This is a genomic window from Konateibacter massiliensis (assembly GCF_900184995.1).
Lineage (GTDB): Bacteria > Bacillota > Clostridia > Lachnospirales > Lachnospiraceae > Lachnotalea > Lachnotalea massiliensis.
This window is the reverse complement of record NZ_LT860099.1, coordinates 290,129-316,189: the sequence shown is the minus strand read 5'-3', so window position 1 is coordinate 316,189 and position 26,061 is coordinate 290,129. Positions and strand designations below refer to the sequence as shown.

The 26,061-nt window shown below is 32.7% G+C and carries 48 protein-coding genes; 5 read left to right on the top strand and 43 right to left on the bottom strand.

Annotation, left to right across the window (positions count from 1 at the left end):
- The first annotated feature begins 119 nt into the window (after positions 1-119).
- Entirely contained in the window at positions 120-404 is a 285-nt protein-coding gene (locus tag CTY48_RS07135; RefSeq protein WP_099466478.1) for a transposase, read from the top strand.
- On the top strand, positions 401-1,315 hold the full coding sequence (locus CTY48_RS07130) for an IS3 family transposase (RefSeq protein ID WP_099466477.1): 915 nt from the start codon (positions 401-403) through the stop codon (positions 1,313-1,315). Before CTY48_RS07135 ends, CTY48_RS07130 begins: the two co-directional genes overlap by 4 nt.
- A 54-nt stretch (positions 1,316-1,369) precedes the next feature.
- Here the strand turns inward: CTY48_RS07130 and CTY48_RS07125 are convergent, their stop codons facing one another.
- A complete protein-coding gene (locus CTY48_RS07125) occupies positions 1,370-3,424 on the bottom strand; it encodes a hypothetical protein (protein ID WP_099467826.1) in 2,055 nt (684 codons plus the stop codon).
- Positions 3,425-3,612: 188 nt separating this feature from the next.
- On the opposite strand from CTY48_RS07125, the gene CTY48_RS07120 reads away from it, so the two are divergent.
- Positions 3,613-4,296 carry a YkgJ family cysteine cluster protein gene (locus tag CTY48_RS07120; RefSeq protein WP_099467825.1) on the top strand — a complete coding sequence of 228 codons (684 nt, stop codon included), beginning with the start codon at positions 3,613-3,615 and terminating at the stop codon, positions 4,294-4,296.
- Between the two features lie 70 nt (positions 4,297-4,366).
- Here CTY48_RS07120 and CTY48_RS07115 read toward each other — a convergent pair whose 3' ends face one another.
- The 9 genes from CTY48_RS07115 to CTY48_RS07070 all read right to left on the bottom strand — a co-directional run bounded on the left by CTY48_RS07115 (position 4,367) and on the right by CTY48_RS07070 (position 10,944).
- Positions 4,367-5,434, bottom strand: coding sequence for a reverse transcriptase/maturase family protein (locus CTY48_RS07115; RefSeq protein WP_099467824.1), 1,068 nt, complete (start codon positions 5,432-5,434; stop codon positions 4,367-4,369).
- Between the two features lie 229 nt (positions 5,435-5,663).
- A complete protein-coding gene (locus CTY48_RS07105) occupies positions 5,664-6,032 on the bottom strand; it encodes a four helix bundle protein (RefSeq protein ID WP_099467822.1) in 369 nt (122 codons plus the stop codon).
- A 78-nt stretch (positions 6,033-6,110) separates the two neighbouring features.
- Entirely contained in the window at positions 6,111-6,899 is a 789-nt protein-coding gene (locus CTY48_RS07100; protein WP_099467821.1) for a hypothetical protein, read from the bottom strand.
- Positions 6,900-6,933: 34 nt separating this feature from the next.
- Positions 6,934-7,128: a hypothetical protein gene (locus tag CTY48_RS07095; RefSeq protein WP_099467820.1), complete on the bottom strand. Its 195-nt coding sequence runs from the start codon at positions 7,126-7,128 to the stop codon at positions 6,934-6,936.
- The gene (locus CTY48_RS07090) at positions 7,128-8,582 is read right to left on the bottom strand and encodes a DUF262 domain-containing protein (protein ID WP_099467819.1); all 1,455 of its coding nucleotides are present in this window, start codon (positions 8,580-8,582) and stop codon (positions 7,128-7,130) included. The genes CTY48_RS07095 and CTY48_RS07090 overlap by 1 nt, the downstream gene beginning before the upstream one ends.
- Before the next feature lie 16 nt (positions 8,583-8,598).
- Positions 8,599-9,255: a hypothetical protein gene (locus CTY48_RS07085; protein WP_099467818.1), complete on the bottom strand. Its 657-nt coding sequence runs from the start codon at positions 9,253-9,255 to the stop codon at positions 8,599-8,601.
- A 35-nt stretch (positions 9,256-9,290) separates the two neighbouring features.
- On the bottom strand, positions 9,291-9,899 hold the full coding sequence (locus CTY48_RS07080; RefSeq protein WP_099467817.1) for a hypothetical protein: 609 nt from the start codon (positions 9,897-9,899) through the stop codon (positions 9,291-9,293).
- Positions 9,900-10,302: 403 nt separating this feature from the next.
- A complete protein-coding gene (locus tag CTY48_RS07075) occupies positions 10,303-10,581 on the bottom strand; it encodes a hypothetical protein (protein WP_099467816.1) in 279 nt (92 codons plus the stop codon).
- On the bottom strand, positions 10,582-10,944 hold the full coding sequence (locus CTY48_RS07070; RefSeq protein ID WP_099467815.1) for a type II toxin-antitoxin system PemK/MazF family toxin: 363 nt from the start codon (positions 10,942-10,944) through the stop codon (positions 10,582-10,584).
- Positions 10,945-11,117: 173 nt separating this feature from the next.
- On the opposite strand from CTY48_RS07070, the gene CTY48_RS07065 reads away from it, so the two are divergent.
- Complete coding sequence (locus tag CTY48_RS07065) at positions 11,118-11,381, top strand: helix-turn-helix domain-containing protein (protein WP_099467814.1); 264 nt, start codon at positions 11,118-11,120, stop codon at positions 11,379-11,381.
- A 31-nt stretch (positions 11,382-11,412) separates the two neighbouring features.
- Here the strand turns inward: CTY48_RS07065 and CTY48_RS07060 are convergent, their stop codons facing one another.
- From CTY48_RS07060 to CTY48_RS07000, 18 genes are all read right to left on the bottom strand, one after another.
- Positions 11,413-12,000, bottom strand: a complete 588-nt coding sequence (locus CTY48_RS07060) for an SOS response-associated peptidase (protein WP_099467813.1) — start codon at positions 11,998-12,000, stop codon at positions 11,413-11,415.
- A gap of 19 nt (positions 12,001-12,019) precedes the next feature.
- Positions 12,020-12,331 carry a hypothetical protein gene (locus tag CTY48_RS07055; RefSeq protein ID WP_099467812.1) on the bottom strand — a complete coding sequence of 104 codons (312 nt, stop codon included), beginning with the start codon at positions 12,329-12,331 and terminating at the stop codon, positions 12,020-12,022.
- A 20-nt stretch (positions 12,332-12,351) separates the two neighbouring features.
- Positions 12,352-13,617, bottom strand: a complete 1,266-nt coding sequence (locus CTY48_RS07050; protein ID WP_331463151.1) for a Y-family DNA polymerase — start codon at positions 13,615-13,617, stop codon at positions 12,352-12,354.
- A gap of 114 nt (positions 13,618-13,731) precedes the next feature.
- The gene (locus CTY48_RS07045; protein ID WP_328587795.1) at positions 13,732-14,487 is read right to left on the bottom strand and encodes a metallophosphoesterase family protein; all 756 of its coding nucleotides are present in this window, start codon (positions 14,485-14,487) and stop codon (positions 13,732-13,734) included.
- Between the two features lie 42 nt (positions 14,488-14,529).
- Positions 14,530-14,754, bottom strand: a complete 225-nt coding sequence (locus tag CTY48_RS07040) for a hypothetical protein (protein WP_099467811.1) — start codon at positions 14,752-14,754, stop codon at positions 14,530-14,532.
- Positions 14,755-14,784: 30 nt separating this feature from the next.
- A complete protein-coding gene (locus tag CTY48_RS07035) occupies positions 14,785-15,360 on the bottom strand; it encodes a hypothetical protein (protein WP_099467810.1) in 576 nt (191 codons plus the stop codon).
- Between the two features lie 25 nt (positions 15,361-15,385).
- Positions 15,386-15,598, bottom strand: coding sequence for a hypothetical protein (locus CTY48_RS07030; RefSeq protein WP_099467809.1), 213 nt, complete (start codon positions 15,596-15,598; stop codon positions 15,386-15,388).
- A 39-nt stretch (positions 15,599-15,637) separates the two neighbouring features.
- Entirely contained in the window at positions 15,638-15,781 is a 144-nt protein-coding gene (locus tag CTY48_RS19630; protein ID WP_180272671.1) for a hypothetical protein, read from the bottom strand.
- Positions 15,782-15,855: 74 nt separating this feature from the next.
- The gene (locus CTY48_RS19625) at positions 15,856-15,993 is read right to left on the bottom strand and encodes a hypothetical protein (RefSeq protein ID WP_180272670.1); all 138 of its coding nucleotides are present in this window, start codon (positions 15,991-15,993) and stop codon (positions 15,856-15,858) included.
- A gap of 61 nt (positions 15,994-16,054) precedes the next feature.
- Entirely contained in the window at positions 16,055-16,306 is a 252-nt protein-coding gene (locus CTY48_RS07025) for a hypothetical protein (protein WP_099467808.1), read from the bottom strand.
- 174 nt (positions 16,307-16,480) lie between these two features.
- Positions 16,481-16,645, bottom strand: coding sequence for a hypothetical protein (locus tag CTY48_RS19620; RefSeq protein WP_180272669.1), 165 nt, complete (start codon positions 16,643-16,645; stop codon positions 16,481-16,483).
- A gap of 39 nt (positions 16,646-16,684) precedes the next feature.
- Positions 16,685-16,840 carry a hypothetical protein gene (locus tag CTY48_RS19615; RefSeq protein ID WP_180272668.1) on the bottom strand — a complete coding sequence of 52 codons (156 nt, stop codon included), beginning with the start codon at positions 16,838-16,840 and terminating at the stop codon, positions 16,685-16,687.
- A gap of 11 nt (positions 16,841-16,851) precedes the next feature.
- The gene (locus tag CTY48_RS19610; RefSeq protein ID WP_180272647.1) at positions 16,852-17,007 is read right to left on the bottom strand and encodes a hypothetical protein; all 156 of its coding nucleotides are present in this window, start codon (positions 17,005-17,007) and stop codon (positions 16,852-16,854) included.
- Between the two features lie 31 nt (positions 17,008-17,038).
- On the bottom strand, positions 17,039-17,260 hold the full coding sequence (locus CTY48_RS07020; RefSeq protein ID WP_099467807.1) for a hypothetical protein: 222 nt from the start codon (positions 17,258-17,260) through the stop codon (positions 17,039-17,041).
- Between the two features lie 194 nt (positions 17,261-17,454).
- The gene (locus CTY48_RS19490) at positions 17,455-17,634 is read right to left on the bottom strand and encodes a hypothetical protein (protein WP_143452703.1); all 180 of its coding nucleotides are present in this window, start codon (positions 17,632-17,634) and stop codon (positions 17,455-17,457) included.
- Positions 17,635-17,722: 88 nt separating this feature from the next.
- Positions 17,723-18,718: a site-specific integrase gene (locus CTY48_RS07010; RefSeq protein WP_180272667.1), complete on the bottom strand. Its 996-nt coding sequence runs from the start codon at positions 18,716-18,718 to the stop codon at positions 17,723-17,725.
- A gap of 159 nt (positions 18,719-18,877) precedes the next feature.
- Positions 18,878-19,627 (bottom strand): phage antirepressor N-terminal domain-containing protein, encoded by a 750-nt coding sequence (locus CTY48_RS07005; RefSeq protein ID WP_099467804.1) that lies wholly within the window; start codon positions 19,625-19,627, stop codon positions 18,878-18,880.
- Between the two features lie 236 nt (positions 19,628-19,863).
- Entirely contained in the window at positions 19,864-20,052 is a 189-nt protein-coding gene (locus CTY48_RS07000; protein WP_180272666.1) for a helix-turn-helix transcriptional regulator, read from the bottom strand.
- 90 nt (positions 20,053-20,142) lie between these two features.
- Between CTY48_RS07000 and CTY48_RS06995 the strand changes: the two genes are divergently transcribed.
- Positions 20,143-20,394 carry a helix-turn-helix domain-containing protein gene (locus CTY48_RS06995; RefSeq protein ID WP_099467802.1) on the top strand — a complete coding sequence of 84 codons (252 nt, stop codon included), beginning with the start codon at positions 20,143-20,145 and terminating at the stop codon, positions 20,392-20,394.
- Between the two features lie 32 nt (positions 20,395-20,426).
- On the opposite strand, the gene CTY48_RS06990 is transcribed toward CTY48_RS06995, so the two are convergent.
- From CTY48_RS06990 to CTY48_RS06925, 15 genes are all read right to left on the bottom strand, one after another.
- On the bottom strand, positions 20,427-20,615 hold the full coding sequence (locus CTY48_RS06990) for a hypothetical protein (protein WP_099467801.1): 189 nt from the start codon (positions 20,613-20,615) through the stop codon (positions 20,427-20,429).
- 426 nt (positions 20,616-21,041) lie between these two features.
- Complete coding sequence (locus CTY48_RS06980) at positions 21,042-21,356, bottom strand: hypothetical protein (RefSeq protein ID WP_099467799.1); 315 nt, start codon at positions 21,354-21,356, stop codon at positions 21,042-21,044.
- An 85-nt stretch (positions 21,357-21,441) separates the two neighbouring features.
- Entirely contained in the window at positions 21,442-21,591 is a 150-nt protein-coding gene (locus tag CTY48_RS19605; protein WP_180272665.1) for a hypothetical protein, read from the bottom strand.
- A 38-nt stretch (positions 21,592-21,629) separates the two neighbouring features.
- Complete coding sequence (locus CTY48_RS06975; protein WP_099467798.1) at positions 21,630-22,112, bottom strand: hypothetical protein; 483 nt, start codon at positions 22,110-22,112, stop codon at positions 21,630-21,632.
- Between the two features lie 40 nt (positions 22,113-22,152).
- Positions 22,153-22,524 carry a hypothetical protein gene (locus CTY48_RS06970; protein ID WP_099467797.1) on the bottom strand — a complete coding sequence of 124 codons (372 nt, stop codon included), beginning with the start codon at positions 22,522-22,524 and terminating at the stop codon, positions 22,153-22,155.
- A gap of 2 nt (positions 22,525-22,526) precedes the next feature.
- The gene (locus CTY48_RS06965) at positions 22,527-22,742 is read right to left on the bottom strand and encodes a hypothetical protein (RefSeq protein WP_099467796.1); all 216 of its coding nucleotides are present in this window, start codon (positions 22,740-22,742) and stop codon (positions 22,527-22,529) included.
- Between the two features lie 103 nt (positions 22,743-22,845).
- Positions 22,846-23,121, bottom strand: a complete 276-nt coding sequence (locus CTY48_RS06960; RefSeq protein ID WP_099467795.1) for a hypothetical protein — start codon at positions 23,119-23,121, stop codon at positions 22,846-22,848.
- Positions 23,122-23,134: 13 nt separating this feature from the next.
- The gene (locus CTY48_RS06955; RefSeq protein ID WP_099467794.1) at positions 23,135-23,347 is read right to left on the bottom strand and encodes a hypothetical protein; all 213 of its coding nucleotides are present in this window, start codon (positions 23,345-23,347) and stop codon (positions 23,135-23,137) included.
- Positions 23,348-23,611: 264 nt separating this feature from the next.
- Positions 23,612-23,740, bottom strand: coding sequence for a hypothetical protein (locus tag CTY48_RS19955; protein WP_268876711.1), 129 nt, complete (start codon positions 23,738-23,740; stop codon positions 23,612-23,614).
- 115 nt (positions 23,741-23,855) lie between these two features.
- Complete coding sequence (locus tag CTY48_RS06950; protein ID WP_099467793.1) at positions 23,856-24,116, bottom strand: hypothetical protein; 261 nt, start codon at positions 24,114-24,116, stop codon at positions 23,856-23,858.
- Between the two features lie 169 nt (positions 24,117-24,285).
- A complete protein-coding gene (locus CTY48_RS06945) occupies positions 24,286-24,501 on the bottom strand; it encodes a hypothetical protein (protein ID WP_099467792.1) in 216 nt (71 codons plus the stop codon).
- A 284-nt stretch (positions 24,502-24,785) separates the two neighbouring features.
- A complete protein-coding gene (locus CTY48_RS06935) occupies positions 24,786-25,013 on the bottom strand; it encodes a hypothetical protein (RefSeq protein ID WP_099467790.1) in 228 nt (75 codons plus the stop codon).
- Between the two features lie 89 nt (positions 25,014-25,102).
- A complete protein-coding gene (locus CTY48_RS19950; RefSeq protein ID WP_268876710.1) occupies positions 25,103-25,234 on the bottom strand; it encodes a hypothetical protein in 132 nt (43 codons plus the stop codon).
- A 28-nt stretch (positions 25,235-25,262) separates the two neighbouring features.
- Entirely contained in the window at positions 25,263-25,460 is a 198-nt protein-coding gene (locus CTY48_RS06930) for a hypothetical protein (RefSeq protein WP_099467789.1), read from the bottom strand.
- Positions 25,461-25,511: 51 nt separating this feature from the next.
- Positions 25,512-26,057, bottom strand: coding sequence for a hypothetical protein (locus CTY48_RS06925; protein ID WP_099467788.1), 546 nt, complete (start codon positions 26,055-26,057; stop codon positions 25,512-25,514).
- Between the last annotated feature and the right edge of the window lie 4 nt (positions 26,058-26,061).

The following is a 26,061-nucleotide window of genomic DNA, read 5'->3' as shown; positions in this document are numbered from 1 at the left end:
AATCCTTATTCTCCTTTTCTTAATTGATGTTAGAATTTAAATAGTACAAGTCAAAATGAGAAATTCCAATATAAAAAATTATGGTACAATACTTGTACTGAATCATGGAGGGTCTCATTATGCCGAAGAACTATGACAAACAATTTAAATTGGATTGCATCCAGTACTATCATGACCACAAGGAGCTTGGTTTGATTGGCTGTGCCAACAATCTTGGAATCAGCCACCAGTCTATATCAAGATGGCAAAGAGAATTTCGTGAGACAGGTGATCTCGAATCTAGAGGCTCTGGAAATTTCTCTTCGGATGAAGAAAAGGAGATTGCCCGTCTTAAGCGTGAATTGCGCGACACACAGGATGCACTTGATGTGTTAAAAAAAGCCATCGGCATTCTGGGAAAATGACGCAAGCCATTTACCTCGAAGTATCTGAGAAGACAGAAGCTTCCAAGAAAAACGGACGCCGTGTTTCTGTCTCCAGAGTGCTGCGAATCTTAGGCGTTTCACGATCGGGATATTTCGCATTTTTAAGAAAAACTCCTTCAAATACACTCGTACGAAAGAAAACTATAAAGGCCAAAATAAGAGAGATTTATGATGGCTCCAAACAAAACTATGGTGCTCCCAAAATCACCAAAGAGCTCAAAAAAAAGGGAGAAGTTATTGCAGAACGAACGGTTGGTACCTACATGAAGGAAATGGGAATTAAAGCGCAATGGGTAAAACCATGGACAATCACTACAAAAGATTCTGATTTTAGTAACGAACTTCAAAATATCCTTGATGAACAATTCAATCCTGACCGCCCTAACGCTGTTTGGTGCACCGATATCACTTATATTTGGACCGTAGACGGATTTGTCTATCTGACAAGCATTATGGATTTGTATTCCAGGAAAATCATTGCATGGACACTTTCAGAAACGTTAGAGGTTTCTTGTGTAATTGATGCCATAACCAAAGCAAAAGCACGTCGCAAAACAGATCTTCCGTTGATTATACACAGCGATCGCGGCTCTCAGTATGTTTCAAAAGCCTACAACGAAGCAACCGAAAATATGAAGCGTAGTTATTCAAAAAAGGCCTTCCCATGGGATAATGCATGTATTGAATCATTTCATGCACTCATAAAACGGGAGTGGCTGAACCGATTTCATATCCTCGATTTCGACCAGGCTTATCGCCTCGTATTTGAATATCTAGAGGCATTTTATAATACAAAACGTATCCACAGTCACTGTGATTATATGTCACCAAATGACTTTGAAAAACTATATGAGCAGAGCCAAGATGGCCGCCTGCTTCTAGCAAGTTAATGTGAGGAATTTTTTCTCATTTTAACTTGTACTAAATCTTGACATAGGACCAAATTAAAATTTAATTTTCATTACTCTTTCTGTTGCGCCTTTTACTTTAACTATTAAATCAGCTCGCTTTGTCATACTAAATCCAACTCCTGAAAGCTGATCTTCTAAATCTTCTACCTTGCACTTTGCTCCCAATGCCTCGAAAACCCTTTTATGGTCTGCTAACTCATTCTTTAAAAACTCGTTATAGTAGCCATTCGGTGACTCTGGATTCACACAATCTTTCAACATGAAGAACAGATGTCTGTGTCCAATACCGTCTTGCTCATCAAAGTAGTTAGGGCTATAGCAAATCACGGAAACTGGTGTAAACTGATTTGTACTCACTCCCCAAACATCCCTACTTGAAATCGTTGAACTACCAGATAATTTCTCTTTAATGGTAAATTCTCCGTTTACATCCAAAGTAACTTCTGCTACTTGAACATTCTCACCACTTCTTATTGATTTATTATAATCGAATGAATAGATTTCACCATTGAATTCAATCTCTGCCCTAAATCCATTTCTCACACTACCAGAATATTGGTGTGCGAAAAATCTATATATACCTGGTTGCATTTTTAATTGATCTGCCCATGTAATATTTTCAACAGCTACTTTACCACCAGGATTAACAATATCAACATCCAACTGACCACCCAACCTTGAAACATCTGGTTTTCTATCAGAGCCGAAATAAATCTCATTACCATTAGGCTCTTTACAATGTGCATCCAAATCACAATTGTCTTTTCCATCCTCATTCCATTGAATGGAAAATCTTAAAACACCATCTACATTACCACCGGCAGCCTTCACGTTTTGTTTCATGTCACTATCTGTGATATTTCCTGTGTAAGCCCAACTCATTCCATTATTCCACTTAAACATTGTTTTAGCATCTGGATTAATTGGGGCAATTAAAGATACAAAATTCTTATCATGTTTATTCTCTACAAACACCTCAACCTCTTTTGTAGTTGGAAGTACATTGTCAATAAAATCTTTTGCAGTAACATCCTCTACCTTAGAAAATCTCTTAGGATTTACAACAACATCTTTTTCCATTTCTCCAAAAATATCATCCACTCCCACAATTCTTTTAGCGGAATCCTTATTTGAGAAAAGAATATTATTCACCGTAATATCATCAAGCGTTGCAAATCTTCTATTTAACGAATCCATATAACCCAATTCTGTAATAGTTTTCTGTGCGTCTTCAAGCATTTTCTTGGTAAAAATAGCCTTTGGGCGTTTATAATTCGACGGAGCTACTATCTGTTCATATTTCTTAACAGCTAAGTCTAAATCCATATCTTCACTGATATTAACGAGCAATGTTCCAATACTATGGTTTCTAATTCTGCCAATAGCCACACCAGCTTTTACAGATTGTTCCCATGTATATAATTCTTTCTCTTTTTCGGATGATAATTTGTCATATTCTTTCTTATATTTACGAAATTCTGTAAGTACGCCTTTCCATTCTTCACCTTTGTAGAGAGTATTCGAATTGATAAGTTCTAAAACTGTATCAAGTGCACTTATAGAAATTTCATCTAATGAACGCTTAAATACATTTCTTGTATCTCTAAATCCTCCCTGAATATCTCCAATTGAACGGCTACTTCTATCAACAAACTTGTCCGGTAAGTCAAGATAAAAATGATCCCATTTATGCATTTTTCCGTTCATATCTTCATAATTGAAATCGGTGCCAATTTTCTTTTCCTTACTAATATAGATATCAGTTACAACATTAGATTTAATAAAAGATGCCAATGCATTTGCTACTGGTTGATATGTAGTATCATTTAGTTCTAAATCCCAAACTGTATGTACTTGATTGTCTTTGATAATAACTGCGTTGCCAATATTTTTAATAAAGTGTCGGCAACAACTGCAATCATTTTCTGTACGTTCTCTAAATATTTTATTAGTACCGGGTGGATAACTACTAAGATAGGTATTCCATAATTCATCCTTATCTACTTCCACCTCAAATAAATGTGTCACATCTTTAGTCATTTCTTTAAAATGCTTTTGCAATTCCTCTTTGAATTTAATAAATCCCATATTTTCTCTCCTTTTTACATACTATATGTTGTGTTTATATTGTATTTGCCACTATATGTTGATACTTTTTTCCGTTAAAATCCTGATTTCGTCTCCATTTATATTTTTTATATATCTACTTTACTAGTATCTTTCTATTTACTTCTTATTTTATTTTTGCTATAATTCCCCAAAGGAGTGTTGTATATATGAGTAAATTTATTTGGAATTTAAAAACAAAAGAAATTCTAAATTACATTAAAGATAATCAAAATAAAATAGCTTTTAATCTAGGCGTTTCTCCAAATTTTAAAGATTTGAAAGATTTGACTGATTGGAATTCACAAGAAATAATACGTGCAACTGACATGATTAATCTTGTCGAACATAATTGTGGCTTAAAATGCGTATGCACTATTGGCTGCTCTAAGTGTTGTTCACAAGCTATTTATATTGATCCTATTGAATTTGAAATGTTAAAGTACCATATAAATTTTTTAAATAAAAGAGTTAAAAGGTATCTTGGCAACACTGCCAACAATATATGTAATGCTGTGAACGAGTCACTTGTACCATTCAAAATATTGCATATAACAAACGACGAAAGTTACAACATAAACTTAGAATATTCAAAATTGAACAAACAATGTTTATTTTTAAATGATAACATTTGTTCCATTTATAGCATTAGACCTAATACTTGTTGGACTTTCAGGCAGTATAATAATAGTAAATATTGTGATATAGTAAATAAACTAAATTATGATTACAGTTATACAGGTTTCGACACCTACGTTACAAACATAAGACATAAATATGGACAAAAGTTCATTGATCATAGTGAACATTATTTACTTCCTTACGCAGTAAGAAAAATAATCAATGGTTCTTAATAAATAGAGTAAAAATTTTTACTCTATTTATTTCTCATATCAATATTTAAGTAGCTTCATATTTCTCTTCCTAATCTACTATTGAAATATTCGTTTCACAAGACTTATTAAATAATTCTTCTATATCCCTATCCATCTCATATCCCAACTTAACACAATTTCCATGAGAAATATGATTTTTCCATGCACAATAAGACTCATTAAATTTATCCTTGCTTAACTTACCTTTATTCACTAAGTTAGCCATCTTTCTAAATTTTTTCTTTGCAGCTCTTTTGTTCTCATTCTTTAATTTACGAATAACCCTGCCATCTTCCGTAACATATGTATGAAAACCACAAAACTTAATTCCATTTTTGAAAGGTATAATTTGAGTTTTGTTATTCAATTCTAATCCAAGGGAATGAACAAATTCATAAATATTACTTAAACACCACTTAGCACATTCTTTTGTTTCTACAATTAAATAAAAGTCGTCCATATACCTTCCATAATATTTCACACCTAATTCGCCGGTTACAAAATGATCTAATCCGGATAGATATAATAATGCAAATACTTGACTTACTTGATTTCCAAGTGGAAGCCCCAATCCTTCTGTGCTATTTATAAACTTTTTACACAACCAAAATACATCTTTATCTTCTATAAAATAAGCAACTATATCTATTAAAATATCGCGATTTATATTATAGAAGAATTTACTTATATCGGCTTTAACTATCCAACAATTATATCCATATTTCTGATATGCCAAATACATTTGTGCCTTTAAACAATCGAGTCCGTATAACGTTCCCTTTCCAATTTGTCCAGCATAATTAGTTTGAATAAATTCAGATTCCAATTTAGGAATTAATACGTTATCGCATAAGCTGTGCTGAACTATTTTATCTACAAATGAACCTGCTTTAATAATTCTCTCTTTTGGTTCATATATTGTAAATTCATTATATTTAGATACTTCGTATGTTTTGGTTTCTAATCTTCTTTTTATTTGATGAATTCCATCAAGAGTCGCCACTTGGAATTGTTGACTGCTCTTTGAAAATCCCTTACCTGATTTTGATTTTTTATAAGCTTGATATAAATTACCAAAATCCGTAACGACCTCAAAATCTGTTTTATCTTCTGTCATAATATTTCAATCCTTTGTATTTATCCTGCCTTTTATCAGACAGGAAAGGTTGTCTATTCTTTTGATATCGGGACTCTAATTTCGGTGTTTCTCCTACTTTCTTTCGTCTTCCGACCCAGAACGGACGCACGCCTTTGTCATTCCAGTTACAATCGTTGTAGTTCACGTTGCCATTGGAGTTAACACACTGAACGTTGGAAGTCAAGCAACAAACAACCCATTTTCATATCTATCTCTGTTTGTCTTTAGAGCGCCATGCAATCGCCATATATTTCACATCATTAACTTGCTTTTGCCAATATGAAACAGTATCGGTTCCAACTAAATTTAATTTCATAGAAAGTTCTACATAACACGATAATTTATCACAACATGAAATCGCCTTGGTCTGCAATTCTTGTCGTTCGGATTTTGAAGTATCTAATTTAATCCTATTGGCATCAATCAAATATTCATAAATATCCATACAACATTCCTGGATACGTCTTACTAACATTAAATGCTTAACTGGAAATCTTTTTCTATTTGATGTGATTGTCATTGTGTATTCCATAAGATTTATTGCTTTTACAATAATATCCAGTTTATTTTCGCTCACTATTTTGCTCCTTGTTGTCAATCTCATCCAAAGCTCACGGGCAGGGCTTACGCCCTAGCCCTGTTCACTGGCTGCCCTCTACTTACTTGCAGATACTAAGATATCAGATTTCAAGATAAAAAACGGACGCACGCCCCTGCCATTCCAGCAACAATCGCAGCAGTCCACGAGGCCATCGGAGCCAACACACTGAACGTTGGAAGAATCTCTCCTAGAAGGAGTCTGATTTGGTGTTGCAAGCCAATACCAATTATCTATTAGTTGAATTTGGTTTCCAAACTTCATTAATAATTCAATATTTGGAATGGCCAGAAGATCTCCTTCTACATTTCCGTAATCTTTAAACCCATCCATAGAAGTAAGGTCTAATGTAATTGGAACAAGGTTATCGCCAAACTTTTCCTTTAAATTCGCCAGTAGATTACTAGATAGCAAATCTGCTCTAACAGCAGATTCTCTGTAGTCGTTTGTTTTTCCAAAGTTGGATTTAGACATTATTCCATTCATGAAGTAATATGTATATTCTCCTTCTGTAACCGGTGTCCAATCATATCCGCAAATAATATTTTTAAGTTTATCCTTCATATATTCGCCAACTGCATTTCGCATTTCTATTTCATATCTGCCTGAGTCTTCATCAAACCAATCGGGTACAATATCTTGATCAACAATATATTCCCATTTGTCAATATCAATTGCCTTATTTCCATCTGGCGGCACTAACTCTGCTCTAACAAATGTCTTTGATGCATTAAAATGAGAATCTTCAATATTTAAACTCCTTAATAAATCTGAGTGACTTTCATTCCCTTCTGGCGCTAATATCACCCTGTTTTTTAAGATTACTGCTGATTTAAATCTACACATAATTCATCTCTCCTTTTTCTACTATATTTAATATCTATACTTCATTGCCTGCTATTTCTAATAAGGCAATTACATCTGTTACAGAAATGGCTTTCTCTTTTGCTTTTTCAATTAACTTGTCGGGGACCGCTACAAAATCTAATTTGTTATTGCAATGATAACTGCGACATCCCTCATACTCATCAAATGCTCTGCAAAAATTACACTTATTAAATTCATTACTAGGCATTAAGCAGCTACTCCCTTCTTAATAAAATTCTCTAAGTCTTTAAGCATATGTATGTAATTCTTCTTTTGGTCAATAAAATATGTATTATTATTTTTTGCGTATTCAAGCATCCACTCATCTAAATCCTTGTCTTCTTTATACGAATACGAAATCATTGCCAGCAAAGATACTCTGTTTGCTTTATTAAGCAATTTCGAACCATCCTTTACGGCTTTATCAAGTAAATCGTCAAGTGATTGCTCATAAAGTTCCATATCAGCTTTTATATCTTCAATATCCATGCCAACATTTTCCGCAATAAATTGCTCTTTACTCACTTCGTTATTCTCTATTTCCAGCTCATTTTTGCTAAATTCCACATTCTTAATATGTAAAAAATCATTCATTAATTTTTCAAGCATGTCCAATTTTTGAATGATGACCCTCTTGTCTTTAGTACCCTTCCCTCCGTCAACTGTATCGAAGGATCTGTTATCATATTCTTCAAATGTTTTGTTATGTAATTCACTTGTAAATTCTTTAAGAAAATCTCTAAATCTACTATCATCTAAACCTAATTTTAAAAACCTATGAAAAAATGCAAACCAAATAAATGAATCTTTCATATTAAATATTTCTTTAAAATTATCATCTACTACAGGCTCTAAGCGACTAATCACTTCTTTTAAAACATCAAACTCTTCATCTGTTGCATTATTGTTTAAATACTTTCCAATATCTTTAGGAGTCTTTTTCCATTTGTCCAAATGAAACATTACCATCACTGACTCCATAATAATTCGTTCATAGCCACCCTTTATTTTTTCTTTACCCAAATCCTTCATGCAATCTTTAAAAAATCTCATATCTATAATTGCACGAATTTTTCGTGCAAAGTTGTTTAAGTATGTAAAGGCTTTTTGTACCGTGTTCATTCCGCGATGATTATTATAGCGCCTTATTAGTTTTGATATTTGTTCCATTGTGCAATTTTGATGTACTGCCATTTCTATTTGATAGTCATCAAATTTTTTCTTTAGTTCATTTGGCAATTCATCGAACGTTTTACCTTTAATATCAAATTCGACAGTATCCTTAATTAAATTACCCTCTTCGTCTCTACAAACTTTTCCATCTTCTATTTTGTTCTTTTGATACTCTATAATACTATCTTCAATAGCTGATGTAATTGTCCAGTTGCCATATCTGTACAAATCCAATGTCGAGCTTCGTTGTAGTCCATCAATAACCCAAAGCTGTGTTGTATCATCTTCTCTTTCTTCTTCTCCTAATATAATTGGTGGAATATAGTCATCGGTAAGTACTGTAGCAACCAATTCATTAATCATACTGTTATCCCATTGACCAGATAATCTCTGTACATCCTGGTCACTTCTAATCTCTTGATTTTCTTCTTTCATCTTTTCAAGATACGATTTTAATGCTAATGTTTGTTTTCTAATTTTCTTCGCCATGACTATGTCCCCCAAATTAATATAATATTTTTACGTTTTCATACGCTCTTATGGTAAGCATGTTATCTGAATATTCTTTTTTGCTTATATGTAATAATTCTCTAATATCTTCCTGGGAGTATCCATCAGACAAGAATAATACAATTTGTCTTTGTACTTTAGATAACTTTTCTAGGTACTTTTCAATTTTGTCATTAGATGAAAGTCCAATTTCTTCTGATAGCTCGTCCTCTACTTTAAATGATGACGCTACTTTTTCACTTAAATCAATTCCGTCATCGGTGGGAGCATCAATTGAAATATTAGGAATAATGATAGGATTATTATTTTCATCTTTTACAATATTCCCCTCTTCGTTTGTTTGCAGATTACAACGTTTCCAACGTGTATTGTCTCTTGTCCAATCATAAAAGGTTCGTTTAATGTTTCCCGTAAGAAAAGTCTTAAACTGGCAGTCCTTAGTGGCGTCATAACGCTTTACACTATCATCTAGCGTGTCTACCGCAAGAGCATATAAATCATCGTGGTACATTTGTGGAACACCTTTTTTGAAAATTATAGGATCACATATTTTTTTCAATATATACAGTTCATTATCACAATACTCTTCAATAATCTTAATTTCTGTTTCAGAGTATTTTCCCTTGTTTTGTTGTTTTTGCATATTATTCATTGTCACACCCACCCACTAATTTTTCATTGAATTATTCATAAATCAAACAGCTCTTTCATAATTCTAGGCTCATATTGTCTGACATCCATTCCAGCCACGCACTTTTGAATTTCATCAGTCGCTGTTTCCGAAATCTTTTTACCAAGTATAATAGCCAATACTTCCAATTCATTTTTGACACTTCTACGTTTTATGCGTCTATCCTTTATCATCTTATATGTCATGTAACCCTGTGCTGCATTAAGATTTACGAACTCTATGTAGTGCGAAATATCGGACAACTCTTTGTCTATTTCACTTAATTGCTTTAATAATTCCTCTTTCCTATGTAATGCATCATTAGCCAACCCATTTAGGTCAGATACCTTGTCCAACCACTTCTGGATATTATCAGCAACCATAACCTTTTCAGTATTGTATGTAGTATCCTTGATAGTTGCTTGCTTTACTAGAGACGGTGGTTTGTCCACCTTCTCTACACGAAATACTGTTTTCAGTGCTTTAGGAAGAGAATTATTGTACAACGCATTTGCCTGTCTCTGGGTGTAAAGGTCAGCAAAAGTCTCACATGACGTAGGAACATATTTGCCTTTTCGGTCTTTCATAATCCATCGTGAACCATCTGTAATAACATAATCTGCCATGTATTTTTCTCCTTTTTTGATTTTTGACAACAAAATATCACACCAAAGTAATTTCTATTACTTTAGCTCTCACTTACTTATTCTCTTTTTGTAATTGGGATTTTATAGCAGAACTGCCTTAACACAAGAATTTACTTGACGAATCAAGTGAAAGTATGTAAAATGTGCTTAGACATAGCTTTTCTGCTATGTTTCATAATTTGCGTCAATTCTGACGTGTATTATGTTATATATGTGTAATTTGAAAGAAGGTTCAATCTTGGAGGTGCGCCAACACCGATGAAAAGATTAGCCTTCTTTCTTTTTGCGTGACTTGTTTACTATTATATATCCGAACACGCGTTCTAGTCAATACCAAAAGCAAACATATGTTTATATGTAAGTTTGGTAATTGTCACGAATTTTATTCTCGAAGAAGTATAGTACTTAACTTACCTCGCGGTTCATAATTAATTACATCAACCTGCTTTGCTGTAAAAACTCTTAACTGATTGACAAAATCATCATATACCCTTGCTATTGTTTCAGCTTCTTGAATAAGTTTCTCACAATCCCTAAAATTCCTCTTTTTAAATTCTGTGTTACAATCATCTGTTTCTAAATTAGAAACAGCGAGCAAGACAATTGCATCGTCCTTAGCAACCTTTTTTGCCTCTTCCATACTCATCATTATATATTGCACTTATGCCACCTCTCCAAAATTAGCGTCATATACACGCTTAATTCTTCTTTTCTCATTAATTTCAGTTATAGAACCAAGATATTTGATAATTCTTTTTTCTGATACTTGTCTCATACATTCTCCTAAAACCATAGAATCTTCAACTATTCCTTTGCCTTCTCCTTTTGTAATGAGAGTATGCGTTGGTTGGTTGAGGCGTTTGATTTGTTTTGTTAATGGCATTACAATAGTTGTGCTGCTATGTATATTACCCATATCATTTTGTATAATAATAGATGGACGTATTCCGCCCTGCTCCGAGCCTATTACTTCTATTCCATAATCAACAAGAACAATATCAAACCTTTTTAAATTATGTGTCATATTTACGCATCCTCCTCTCTGATTAGTGCCTTTATATTTCATATTATACACAAGTACATATAGGTTGTCAAGTAACTATAAGTAAAATATTTCCTATATTTATTTTCCTATATGTATGATATTATCTATATGTACACTAGTATGTATAGTCATGGACAAGGAGAGATATCAACATGCGTTTAAATATTAAAGATAAGTTAGATAATAAAGGAATAACCAGGTATGAGTTGGCAAAACGTATTGACGTTACTTACAAGACCGTAGATAAAATATATAATGGCGAATCAACTAGCATAAAGCTGGAAATACTCGAAGCAATCTGTCTCGAACTCGAATGCACACCAAATGAAATTATGGTTTCAGATGATCCTCGATTAAATCGCTTAATGGCATATTTTATGTTAAATAAACAAAATAAAAAAGACGATAGTGAATAATTTCTATCGTCTTTTTCTTCATCAAACATTATTATAAATCTAGTTTTTGCTGATAATTTCCTTCAACAATTGCTAAATTACATGGTATTTTATTCAGCATAAACTCTACACAACTTTCATCAAACAACCACGTTTCTGCTTCTTCAGGTTCGATTATTAAAGGCATCCTATCATGTATCTGATGCATCGTTTCATTTGCATCAGTTGTTAAAATTGTAAATCTTCTATCCAATCCAAAATTATTCCAAATACCAGCCAGTAGCATAGTATCTCCATCTTGACGCTCAAAAGAAATTTTATTTTTTACACTATCCCACTCGTAGAACCCCTTTGCAGGAATTAGGCATCTACGACTCCGTGTACTGTTCGAGAAAGTCTTTTTCTCTAATGCCGACTCCGATCTTGTATTAAATATAACACCTTTTTTCTGATATTGTGGGAAACCCCAAATCATTTCATCTAAAATCAGCTTCTCATTTTCTCCTTTGACAATCATTGCACTGTTAGTTGGATATACATCTCCTGATTTATGTGCTACCTTTAATCGATTGTCTAATTTTTGAAGCAATCTTTCAATTTCTTTGGCTGTATTATCATCAACATAATATCGTCCACACATTTTTACACCTCCTTATTTATTACAACATTATCATCCTCCATATTTGTTCTTCTGTGTAAAAGAACAGCTTAAATCTTTTCATAAAACCTTCAACAACTGCTTCGCATATAAATTCTATCGTTTGAATACCACAAAAGTTCTTTTTAGATGATGAAAGTACACGAATATTATCTATTTCAACTATACTTTCGTCTTTTTTCTTTTGTTTTATAAGGCGAATAATTATTCTGCCGCTAGCTGTAAACCACGCATCACAAGCCACTTCTTCTTGATGCCCCTTTATCACACCTTCATCGGTAATTGTATCATTTATTCCGATGCCCATTCCCACAAAAATCACCTTCCTTTGAATCAGACAACGTTAATCTTTGAATAATCTACTGTACGCTTTTCTCTAGACACTCCACCCTCCATATGGTCAATTGGCGTTTGAATAAATACTGCTCGTTTAACCGCATCATTACCATATCTTGTTCTGATAATATCTACTGTCTTATCTAACGTTTCTAACCTTATATAATCAGTTACGTCGAATAAGTTAAGCTGTCGGGAACCAAACTCAGATGTTAAAGAACTGGTGTGAACCGCAAGATGTCGTATAGGAGTTTGTTTATCCCATAATTCAAGAAATAGCTTGCAAGAATAATAATATAATTCATTTGTAATATTCGTTGGACTTTTCATAATCATCTGATGACTTGCATAACTTAAATCGGAACTCTTAACGCCAACAGATATTACTTGTGCTTGGAAATCATCTTTTCGCAATCTAGCAGCTACAGTTTCACACAATGCTAATAACACCTTTTGAGCTGTCTCAGCATCTTTTACATCAAACTGAGTGGTGGTAGAATTTCCATACCCCTTTTGTTTTGGCGTTTCTGATATTACAGCAGAAAAATCAAGTCCATTCGCAAAGTTCCACATTATTTCACCTTGCTTTTTTAAATTTCTTTTTAAGAACTCTATATCAGTATGCGCTAAATCTCCTATTGTATTAATACCAAAGTTCAATAATTTCTTTGTGGTAGCTCGACCACAGAAAAATAGTTCTGATACTGGCAATACCCACATTTTCTTCTCAATTTCTTCCGGGAAAAGTGTATGAACTAAATCTGGCTTCTTGAAATCACCTGCCATCTTTGCCAGAAGTTTATTAGATGAAATTCCAATATTCACAGTAAATCCTAATTCGTCTCGTATTCGATTCTTAATTTGATTAGCTACATCTATAGGATCTCCATATAGGTGCATTGTAGTTGTCATATCGAGAAATGCTTCATCAATACTGTATACCTCAACATCTTGTGTATATTCACGTAAAATAGTCAAAAATGCCTTCGAGCATTTCTGATACAAAGAGTAATTCGGAGGAGCCAAATATAAATTAGGGCATTTTTGTTTTGCCTCCATTATCGTCATTCCAGTCTGAATTCCATACGGCTTTGCTGGTATGCTCTTAGCAAGAATAATACCATGGCGCATACTTACATCTCCACCGATAGCAGATGGAATTGTACGCAAATCCAATCTACCTCCCAGATGATGAATGCGATATGCTGCTTCCCATGATAAAAACGCGGAATTTACATCTATATGAAAAATAACCCTATCCAAAATGACACCTCCTAAATTATTGGATAAGGTTATTATAATCGAACAGTTGTTCTTTTTCAATAGGAATTTATTTCTTTTTTTTATTAATACTATAATTCACGTTTGGACATTTCATTATTCTATTCTAATAATCTGTTCATATAAGCAACTTGCTCTTTCCCAATAAAACGTTTGATTGGTGTGCATGTGCCCAAACATCCAATGCTTATAATCAACAGTTTGCTTGATGTCTTGCAAGTAATCGGTCAGTATATCCGGTTTATACAGTCCACTACCACCATCCACCTGCTTTAATAGCCATGTATATGGACTATGAGTGATAATATAATCAACTTTATTTTTAACAACAGCAAGTTTTGCAATTCCTTCATTCATTTCTTCGTTGGAAGGTAATTCTCTTTCCCACCATGAGACATGGTTAATACGAAACATTTTAGAATAATCTTTTCTCCATTTTTTTATTTTGAGATCGTCTTTCTCCAAAATTCCATCTGAAATATCATGGCTACTTGCGCCACCAAATGTAAAGAAATTCTTACCTTCAATATTAAAAACCTGTCCACGCATCAAGTGCATTACTGATGGTCTTATGTAATTGACGTTGCCACCGTGCCATTCTGAAATTGACAATGAGTCAAGAATATCATAGTTTTCATGATTTCCAGACACAAACAGTGTTGTAAAAGGTTTATCTTCGAGCCAATTTAGATTATATTTTTCTCTGTTGGAGTTGTCCCATATACCAAAATCACCACAGATAATCACATAATCATCCTTGGTCATCTCCTTTTGCTCTGGAAATGAATTAGAATTTAAACGGCTCATCCAATCTCCATGAGTATCTCCGGTTACATAAATTATAAATATCACCTACTTTCTCCCAATGCTACGAAATTTCACATTCATTATATATTAAATTTCCGGATCATCTGGCAATTCCTGCCACCAGAATTTACTAGTTACTCTATATCTTTTCCATCCAGACTCCACATATTTACAATCCTTACTTAGCCATCCAATAAATTTATGGAATATCTTTTCATCATGAGTTTCTTCATTAGTTGCCCATATTACAGGTATGTCCGCTTGTGGTAAATTTTTATCTTTACTTCTTAGATTTACTTTATTCCAATCCATATTTATCCCTCCCGTATTGAAACTGAACTTTTATTCATTATCTTGCTCATCTGTCTTATGATGAATAAAATAATCCTTGTAGTTTACTTTATTAATCATAACACTTACTTTTTTATTATTCTCGTTTACATATCTCAAAAATACCGAAGTAGTTTTCCAAATAAAATCAAGTGAGGTATTACTTTTCCAAACCCCTTTGAAGAGTTCTATATGTAAAACAGTCTTTGGTGGGATGTTTATAGGTAATACATCATCATAATATGCCATCGGATGGCTTGTTCGCCCAGTTGCTTCATCTTTGGGAACACTGCAATACAATACCTCTTTGTTTTTAGCAAATACAATTTCAACATTTCTCATTATCTTTGTTTCACCACTATCGTTATATAAATCGAGTGCTAATCTGTATGAATAACTTTCAGTCTGTTCGATGCTTGAACTAGGAACCATTGTTCCAATATGATTGTACTCGAATTTATCTTTCCAAGATGAAACATATATATTAAGTTTTCCTCGCTGTGACAGATTATTTAAAAACCAACCTAATACTGTACCTACAAGGGTGCCTATGATACCCAATAAAGCAATTTGCATTTCCACGCTCATACAAGCCCTCCTATCTAGTAAATCATCAACTCAATTCTTGTCCACAAATAATATATTTTTTGTCTTCAATAATCAGTTCTCCTACCATATTCTTACTTGATAAACTGATAATCGCATGATCAATAGCGGAAAAATATCTATTTATAATTTGAATTATTTCAGGGTCTGATTTGTCCCAATTGTCATCTAAGTCGCATTTTAAAGTTTCTAAAATCTCAATGCATTTTTTATTGTCCATAATTACTTATTCTCCTTTCCAAAAGAGATTTCTCTTTTATTAGCTATCTTCCTCAAAATAAACAATCTCATTTTCTTTTAGAGGAATCCAATCTTTTATATTTTCATAAACCATTTTAGTCATTCTTTCTTCGCTACTATCTAAACCAAAGTTTTTTTTGTTTTTATTTTCTCTTTTAACCACTCAATTATTTCAGTCAAACTGATTTCCGATAAGAGATTATATTCTTCATATATCCATTGTAAATCATCATGATCCTAATAAAAATCATGTAAAACAGGATAATAGTTATCTACTTCATCAATCGTTGCATCTTGAATTTCTTGCCACAAAGGTTCTTCTAAATTTCTTATCTTATTTTTGTCCACCTTAATCAGGTACATATCAAATCCCACAACATCACCTCCCACGAAACTATCCTTTCATTGTATCTTACCACTAATTCTCACATCTTTTCTACCAATTCAACGCAGATCCGATTGCGCAGATAATTAGAGCAAAAACAATGAGTCCCATCATCAGCAGCATACCCTGAATTAACTTTTTCTGTTTTAATTCTTCATTCAACCGTTTTTCTTCTTGTTTGATCTGATGTCGAGTTTTTCTATTAGGATTTTTAGCCCTATGCTCGAAACCTTTTTCAATAACCCCTTCAACATCTGCTTCTAAACTTGCTTCCTTATTCTTCAAGCTAAAATTTAATTTCATCTACCTTACCTCTTTACGTTTATTATTCTCCAACCACAAACAAAGATTTTATTCAATGCTTGTCTATCATATCAAATTTTCGTATCACTAATTCATAATTATCTGGAGAAAAGCTCACCTCATATTCCATATCTTCTAACTTCTTTTTACATGAATTTCTTTTTAAAGTTGATTTTATCGTGTATTCAGTCTGTCATCTATTTGGTATATAATACTTTCTTTAAGTTTTTGACTATCCGATTCTTTTCCTCTTAATAATTCTTCAATTTCACGGTGTATCAGGTTTGTTATGATTGTTTCTAAATATAATAAATTATTAATCTTACTATCCATATTCATATTATCCTCCTGAATAATTTTTAATTTGAAAACAGCATTTCATCCATATAATATTTCTTCTAAGTCCTCAACAATAATTTCTAATTGCCTTCTTACATCTTCGTTTTCTGTTTCAGTTATACTTATTTTATAATCTTGTATTTTATCCTCAATCTGTTGACAACACCACTCCGGATTATTTCTCTTTACTTTCATATAACATCACCTCAAGTCTTCTCTTGTTTTAATATCTCATCAACTTCTTTTACACTAATTCCCCATATGACAGCCACTTTCTTTTTATCTTGGCACTTTTCATATTCCTGAATAATGTCTTTATTAGTCCGCTCATATGGGATTGGTTCGTTCATAAATTTTTCCATCATTTCCTCCTATTAATCTGGCTTTTAACTGCTATTCATTATCATGAGTAATGTTTGATAAAATCCAAAATGTCTCATCACTATATTCATTCCACATATCAAACAATTCTCTCATTCTGTCAACACCCACATCTTCTTTCATCTTTTGAAGAAAATCATAAATCTGTTCTGTTTTCTTTATTCCTTCTTTGGTATATCTATCTTTTTTTAAAAATTTCCACACGCTATGCTCCCCATACAAAATAGTTTCCATATGTTAAATCCTCCTCTTCACTTGAAATCAATCTTTCTTCTTGTAATATTGCTCATACCAACGCTTATCTCTTGTATATTCTCCGTTTACGTTTGTTTCGTCTTCTTCCTGAAAAGAACATTTACCTTCATTTCATGTGTGAACCTCTCTTTTGAAGAATTGACAAGTATTAACATCCTCTTCTAATGTGCATTTCATGAAACCACCTCATCTTCTCTTCGATTAATTTCTTCAACACACCACCAATATATTTTCTCGGCAACTTCTAATTCTTTTCTATCTCTATCGGTGTACATTAACAATTCTGCCACTTCTCTATCGTCCATCTTTGCCATATCATCTTTATTAATTGTGTAGTCTAAAATTTTCTTCATGGTAAACCGGCTCCGTCCTTGCATTCTTTTTAATTCTCTTTCAATTTTATCACAAATCCATTCTCTATGAAACACACAATTCTTATGTTTACATATTTGCCAGTTTACCCAAAGACCTACTTGCCCCACTATCATATACAGACCTCATAACCTTATCAGACTTCCACCTTCCTTGCTCCTGTACGAACGTTGGATCATTCGTTTCTCTTTGTAATATAGTGGTATATTCATGTCTCATCATGTGTGGCGTTAATTTTCCACTAGAATAGGTTTTAAACATGTTTTGAATATTTTCCTCATTCATACGCTTTCCATTTTTGTTGAGAAAAATGGCTTTACTATCTACAATATCATCTAGTTCCATTCGATATTCTAACCACTCATTTAAAGCCGCTGTTGCATCTTTAGTGAGATATACTATATCTTTTCCATTATCTGAGTAATCATAGGTTCCTTTACTGATTACAAGAATATAGGGATGTTCTTCTTCTAAAAATAAATTATCAATATCTAATCCAGCTAATTCAGACTCTCTTAGTCCAGTTCCTCTCAACACTCTAAACACCATAATATTTCTTATCCTTATAAATTCATCTGGCTTTCTGAGTATTTTTTCAATCATCTCTTCAACATCTTCATGTAATGGCATTTTTTCCATCTTTCTTCTGTTTGTTTTTGCTGGCTTAAATTCTTCTGATTTGACCATATGGACAATATTATCGTCAAGATAGTGTTCTTCCTTTAAGTACTCCCAAAAACTTCCAAGCTGATTTTTTTGAGTGCTTAGTGTGTTGAGTGATATCTTTTTATCATATTTTAAATACTCAAAGTAGGAAATCATCTTTGCAGGTCTGATGTTTTTAATATCATCAGATACTATATCACTTAGCTTATCTCTTTTTATGAAATTATTTTCCATTAACCATTTAAGCATATTTTTAATAGTTGACCAATAATTAATCCTTGCAGCTCTACTTGCTATGCGTGGGAAAAAGTCCTGAATAAATTCTGGTACATTCTCTTCATCAAATTTTCGTTGTAACTTCTCAGCATTTTTTCTTTGTACTTCTTCTTTGTAGCACATAGTTTCACTTCCTTTCCAGAAATCATTTCTAGTAACTACTTTCTTTACAATGGGAAAGTATAAGACCATCGACATCGCATATACAGCATGTCAGAAATCAGCCGACAGCCTTTGACAGCTACCGACCGCATATGTAAAACGTGAATTATGTTATATGTATTATCCCTCTACATATTCCCATTCAGAAATAAAGTCGAAGGCTTCATTATAATAAACGGGATTTAGATCCTTATATGAGCTGCCACACTCAAAGCGAGATTTCAAACCGTTCCAAAGGTTAATAAAATAACTTTTTGCATTAGCTTTATACTCTCTGCTATGAGCGCCACCCAAAAGATGATTGATCCTGTCTTTAGCTGCTTTATAAAGTTTCTGCTGTTGCCTGGTAGAAAGTGTCATATTTTCTACAACTCTATCAAGTTTTTCGGTCTGTGTTTCTAACATACTTTCCATGTTATTAATCTGTACTTGCATAACCTCAATATGTCCCTCTAAACCAATTCTAGCGTTAAACGCAGACTTCTGTTCTTCTGTCTCATAAAATGCTTTATGAAGAACATCAGCAGCTTCTAGCTGGTATTCAAGTAGTTTTTGTACTGCCTTCGGATTCTTCTTCTGCATAGTAGGAGTTAGTGAAATTTTAGCAAGCCATAATGTGACAAACTTTTCGCTAATACATAACACCTTTTGAATTCCTCCATTTGTAGGGATATCCAAATTTGAGTACCCTTTGGATAATGCTAAATCGTTCTTAATATTATCTCTTTGCCTATCAGCTTGATGCTCTGTTAATCCAATATCAAGACAACACTTTCTAACTCCTAACCAAACTTGTCCTGTTTCATCTTTTACTCCTAATAATGAGTCTCCTTTAAACGGAACTTCTTTTACTTCATAATTTTTCTTCATAATAATATCATCCTTTCTTTTATCATCCGTCACACACTTCACAGCGAATTTACGGTATTACGCTTACGGTTTCACTTTGTTATTCTCCGTTTGTGGATGGATTTAATTGTCAATGTGCTCTGTTTTGGAAAATTTGACTTGAATTAGTCCTGAAAGTACGATAGAATGTAATCGACTTAGGGATTAAATCCAAGTTACGGTGTAGCGGTTTTCGTTCTTTGGTCGGAGTGAAACCGCTATTCTTTTTCCAATATTTTTTCTATTTGTAGACCAAATATATTTTGCAGATGTAAAGCAATTTTTAATGATGGATTTCTATTTCCATTTTCTATATTAGAATAAGCTGCCTTTGTAATACCAATAACATCTGCTACATATTGTTGAGTCCAATGATGTTGCAAACGAAGTTTCTTTAACTGGCTCATTTTGCTCTCCTTTCCAGTTTTTATATCTCGTTTGTATTCCATCTGAATACATTGTATTCTATTTGAATACTTTTGTCAAGAGGTGATAAAATGTTTTTTTTCTTTTTTCTTCCATCATTTTCCACTAGATTAAAAGAACTTCGTACATCTAAAGGATTAACGATGGAGCAATTAGCTAATGATTTAGGGGCTACGAGAGCAACAATCAGTAATTTTGAAAATGAACAGAAAAAGCCAAGTTTAGACATGGTAATAAAATTAGCTGATTATTTTCAAACGTCTATAGATTATTTAGTCGGACGTACTGACGATCCAACATTTCACCGTACAAAAAAGGACTGATTTCTCAGTCCTTTGAAACGATGATTTCACGGTCATGCATCGGTGTGAGCGTTAGCAATATGTACCATATCGCTCCATTTTGAAACCTTAACTTTTAAAATTTCATCGTCGTCTTTATTTGTCACGCACCCATGTAATTCAACACCATCAATTTCTATAATTGGGGTCTCATGTATAATATTTGCGTGTTTAGGCACAGATTTAAATTTAATACCACTCATTTTAAAATCCTCCTTGAATCTTAGATTTCACTAATCAATAGTTAAGTCCTCGCTTATTACATAAGTACCTTTCATATTGTAATCCTTCATATAATGGGTTGTCAATATCTCCATTCGGGTACAATCTTTTCCAATCTTTTTCTAGCTGAACAACAGATTTTAAAAGTTGTTCATTGTTATAATATGTTGCATTCATATAATTACATCCTATAAATCTCAAATTTCATCTATATTGTCAGTGCAGTAATCTCTTCCACTCTTTAATTTACAATAAATATTAACATATCTATCTCTTTCACTTCCCGCGTCACATTTCATCATACACTCTAAAAAATACTGTTCTGCTAACTCTCTCGTTTCCCAAACTTTCTCATTTTTATAGCAAACTGTTGTTACCATATTTTTGTTCCTTTCTTGATCAAACTATTATTTAGTGTATTCTACTATATAACTCATAAGTCCTAATAAAGCTTCGTCAATAAGACCATTCTTCACTATCGGTTCAAATCTATAAATATAACTATCTACATCTTCATACATAAACTCTAATTCAATTCTTTCCACTTCTTTCACCACGGGTGTTTTTATAATTAATTCAAAACAAGAAGATACATTGCCAAAAATCTTCTTATCTGATAATTGTAAATCAAACATATAGTTGTCCGTATTAAACGATTTTATTTTATTCCTAAGTTCTTCAAAAGATTCTTCATACTTCTCAATACTCATTTTTATAATCATATTCTAGCCTCCAACTGACATTTTATATTTCCTTATAGTTTGTCCTTTATTTTTACGAGCCACATGCTCCAATCAAACAATCATTTCATCTTTCAAATACTTCCACGTCATATAACATATAGCTTTTTTGTTTATACCCACTTACTGCGCTTCCATAGAATAAAGTTACCATATCTAATTCAACTTTAAATCCATTTATTGATACTACTTTATTTCCTTTAATTCTGGCATACACATATCAACATCCTCCTATCACATCATGAAATAATCCTTTTATTTGAAATCAACTGAACTTCCTAACAGTATATGTCCTATACACTTTGAAAAATCACCAGTCCATTCCATTATGTCAATATGTTTTATTGCAACCATCTCAATAACAATATCCATAATTAAAGGTGAGGTGGGGAAAATAATGCTATTTGCATCAAGTATTGTATTTAACCTTTGTGTTTGCAAAACATTGTTTACTTTTAACATTTCACCCCAAATATATTTTCGACTATATTCAGTAGATGCTCCACCAGTTACTAAAATAGGGAGTAATATATCTTTTTCATAGACACTCAGAGTTCCCATATAACAGTTTTCTTCAACAGTTAATTTAAAGTTGGTATTATCAAGCACATCAACCCCACAATCACCTTGTGCATCTATTATTGTCTGTCTCAAATTTTTCCGAGTGGCTTTTAGCACCTCCTCCGATTTACTAACTCTATTATTTTTAGTGTTTACTGTAAAATGATTCAATTCCATTTTTCTGTTTTCCTCGTCCCTTATTATTGTTTACCTTCGTCTAATATCTGTAATCCTTTTCTTCTATGGCTTTAAATGTAGTGCTATTGTCCAATATTGTAATAATTTCGTTCCGCTCTTTTCTATTAACTAGCCTACCACAGCCTATAACTTTGCTCAATACTTTTTTGAGAAACTCATCATCTTGCTTCATTATTTCATCTAATAAATTTGCTTGCATTTTCAGATGAAGTCTTTCATCGCCAGCGTAAATTTTATCTAATTCTTTACGCTCAACATGAACCTCTTCGTCATCGATATAAATTCGTACAAGATCCTTTCCGTCTGAAAATTTTGAGCTATATTCTTTTCCGTTCCAAGAACCTTGATACTCATCACCTAAGTAGTCTTTAATTTTTATTTTTCTCGCCATAATTATTCTCCCTTCAAACTATCCACTACGTCTTGTAACGTTTTATGAACACTGTCTACACCCCTATTTGCAGCATTATACAGTGTGTATTTATAACTATTTGAATATCTCGCATCTGGCACTCCTCTTTTGAGCGTAAGCGGATAACGAATATCTGAATAGTCATGCTCTTTGTTTTTCTGTTCAACTAACTTTTCTACTTTTTTATATGTCAACACTATTAATACACCTCCATATTATACTATTTTCCAATCACAAAAGCCACCAGATTTTTACTATCCAGTGGCTCTCTTATAATAATTCATATTCAACTTTCATTCCTTATTCAGATTTTCCGCCATACATCCAATTTGTTCCGCTTTCACTTCTGTCCGGACAACCGTTTTTATCTGCTTTCACATCATAACCACCATTAATATTTTTATTATCAATATCACGCTGATTCATACCATTATTTCTGTCAACGTTCATTTTATGATAGTCTGTCGTATATCCTGGCGGTGATACCCTATTGTCCGATTTCCATCTTGGCATTTTAATAAAAATATAAGTTCCTAAAATCAAAAATAATCCTATAAAAAATTCTGCTACTCCCATAATAAACTCCTCCTTATTTGTCTCTATATTTTCCGTTACGGGTATTTCTGTCAAGTTCCCTTTGTGACATCTCACCAAAACTGACTTTTGAGATATCCTGTCTGAATTTCGTCTGCGCTTCATGTGAACCACCATACGAACCCGGATCATACGGTGTTGTAGATACGTCTTTAAGTACTTGCCATGCTATCCAAGCTATTGCACCTATAATTATCAATCCTACCATTCCTATACCTCTTTCTGCCTACCATGTAGGTCTTTATCCACTATATTCTGTTATTGTTATTATACTATAATCTTGAAATATCTACCATTAGTTTTTAATGGTCAGCGACACAACCCAGTGCCGGTTGAAACCTATGTTTCATCTTTTCTTACCCACTAATGCTTAGTTTAACTAGCTATTTTTCGCGTAAAAAAACTACTAACTTAATATTTGTAGTTAGTAGTTGATATCTCAAGACTATTAAATTTACAAGGACTATACCAATTAACTTTTTGCCCATTTCATTAATTTTTTCCATGGGTCACCCATATCTATACCTTCTATTGCACAAAACACAATATAATAAACTAGAAATATAATTACGGCAGCAATCATTTTAATCATTACTTTCATTTCATTATCTCCTCCAAAGTTCCAATTTACTACTCATCAATACCTATATTGTACCACAATACCACTAACTATCAATATTAAGTTTTCAATGTTCAACACCTCATTAAAGACTAATTTATTTTAATTGAACTTTTTGTCCGCAATGCCAACAATACACAACATCGTTTTTAACTGTATGTTCTCTGCTTTCCCATACAGAATTAAATGTGCTGCAGGAGGGACATGTATAATTACCCTTGTAAATTTTCAAAGAGTTTTTTATTAATAAATTTTTTGCCCTTTTACAATCAATGCTTCTGCTGTCTGAATTACCGTAATATTCAATTAAACTACTCATCGTTTGTATTGCCAAATCATTTAAATCATTATCTGTCATATATTCTCCTTTTCGAAAGGCTAATTTAGGTGAGAAAGAACTTCTCTGTACGCTCTTACTTATCCATCCATTCTTGCCTTTTCGATTTCATCTGTGCATACTTCATAAGTAGCCTCCGCTACTCCCAATAGTGATTCTACAATCATTTTAATATTTTCCATATTTTCTCCTAACTTAAATCGTTAAATACATACGCTCCACATAAAAGGCATTTTTTATCAATATCTTCCGACATTCCACCACACGCATATAATCCACGGCAAAATACCCTGTTATCTTTCATACCCATTTCATGTGTAGTTGTATTTGCTTTTTTGCAATCATCATCAAGAGGTTTTCCTCTTAACTTTGTCCTGCTTGTTTTTGGGTATTCATTATTTACCATTTTTCACCTCTTTAAAGTTTAATTTAGTTCTACTGATAATATTTATCCAGACTAAATTCCGATTTCATCTTTTCAGAAAATCATTTTCTAACTGTTCTTCTATTTCATCATCAATACTACAGTTATAGCTACAATCTGGATTACAGCATACACACCTCAAATCAGAATAATAAACGCACATTCCTGTTGTATTAAGATTTTTTCTATATTGTTTTCCATTCTTTTCAACCACTTTGAAATCTTCTCTCATATTCTTACCTTTCAATTTAAAATCAGCATTCTGTTTATACCGTATATATTCTCTTTATGAATTGATTAAGATTTCTTGTTCCATCGGCATGACAAAAATCATCATGATATTCGTCACCCATATTTCTATCACCATACTTCGTCAGGAAAGATATGATGCTTAAATGTGCACTGTCTCCGTCTCCTTCTTGAGATTTATAGGCAACCATGTACGCCTCTGGATTATCATTTCTTAATCTTATTATATATTCCCTAACTTTCATAGTTTTCTCCTCTCTATATCAAACAAGTATTTTCAATGTGTTTTAACTTTTTTCTATAATTACAATACCTACCATAAGAAACGTGCATTTTATCTGTAATCATCTATGCAACTAACAGGTACGCCAAGTTGTGCTGCTAATTGCTTTTTTGCTGAATATAAACTATCTGCCTCTATATGATAAGTTCCCATTGTAATAGTACAAAATAATTTCCACTTCATCTCGTTATTCCTCCTCTATTGAAAGACATCATTCACCTTTTTTCGATTCTTCACAACTGTTACATTCAATACATCTTTCATGTAACAACTTGCGTTTTCTGATAATCAGCTCTTCATCATCAAGAATAGGTTCTTTGTAATTGATATACTGACAACATTCTTTAATGTCTGCTGGATTAACAGAATCATCATATATTTTTCCAGTATAGAATCCCATACGTTTCATATCGTTTTTCTCCAATCTATACCATAAGAAAGGTACATTTCATTATATATGTTACCAATTCAATGCTTTGTTATATTCATCTATTCTTTCTGACTCTGCCTTCTTCATCCACCATTCGTTATAATCTTTATCAATCATATTTTTAAATACTGTCAATTTATCCATTCCAAACCACGCCATCCAATCAGATATATCTTCTCCTATATCAATACACCAAAAAAAATCTTTTCCAATTTGATATTCATTCATCCTATTCTTTTTCGACCCTTCTAAATGTGCATGAAGAGTACAAAACTCTTTGAGATGGTAATGTTCTTTAATATATCTTTTTAATTCTTCTTCAATTGCTTCTGCATTTTCTTTCTTGCAAAAAATTACAAGGATTTTTCCTCTGTAGTCTTTTATATCATGGCAATAATAAAAAATATAATTTTCTCTATTTCCCATAATTCTACGATATGCTTTAGGAATTGCTCCCCACTCAAACTCTGATGAACCCATATAATCTAAATCAATAAGCCCATTTCTACCTGTAAGCCCTTCATAATCATTATTTAATTCTTTAAAACTCCCACGTTGTATTAGATAAAAATTCATATAT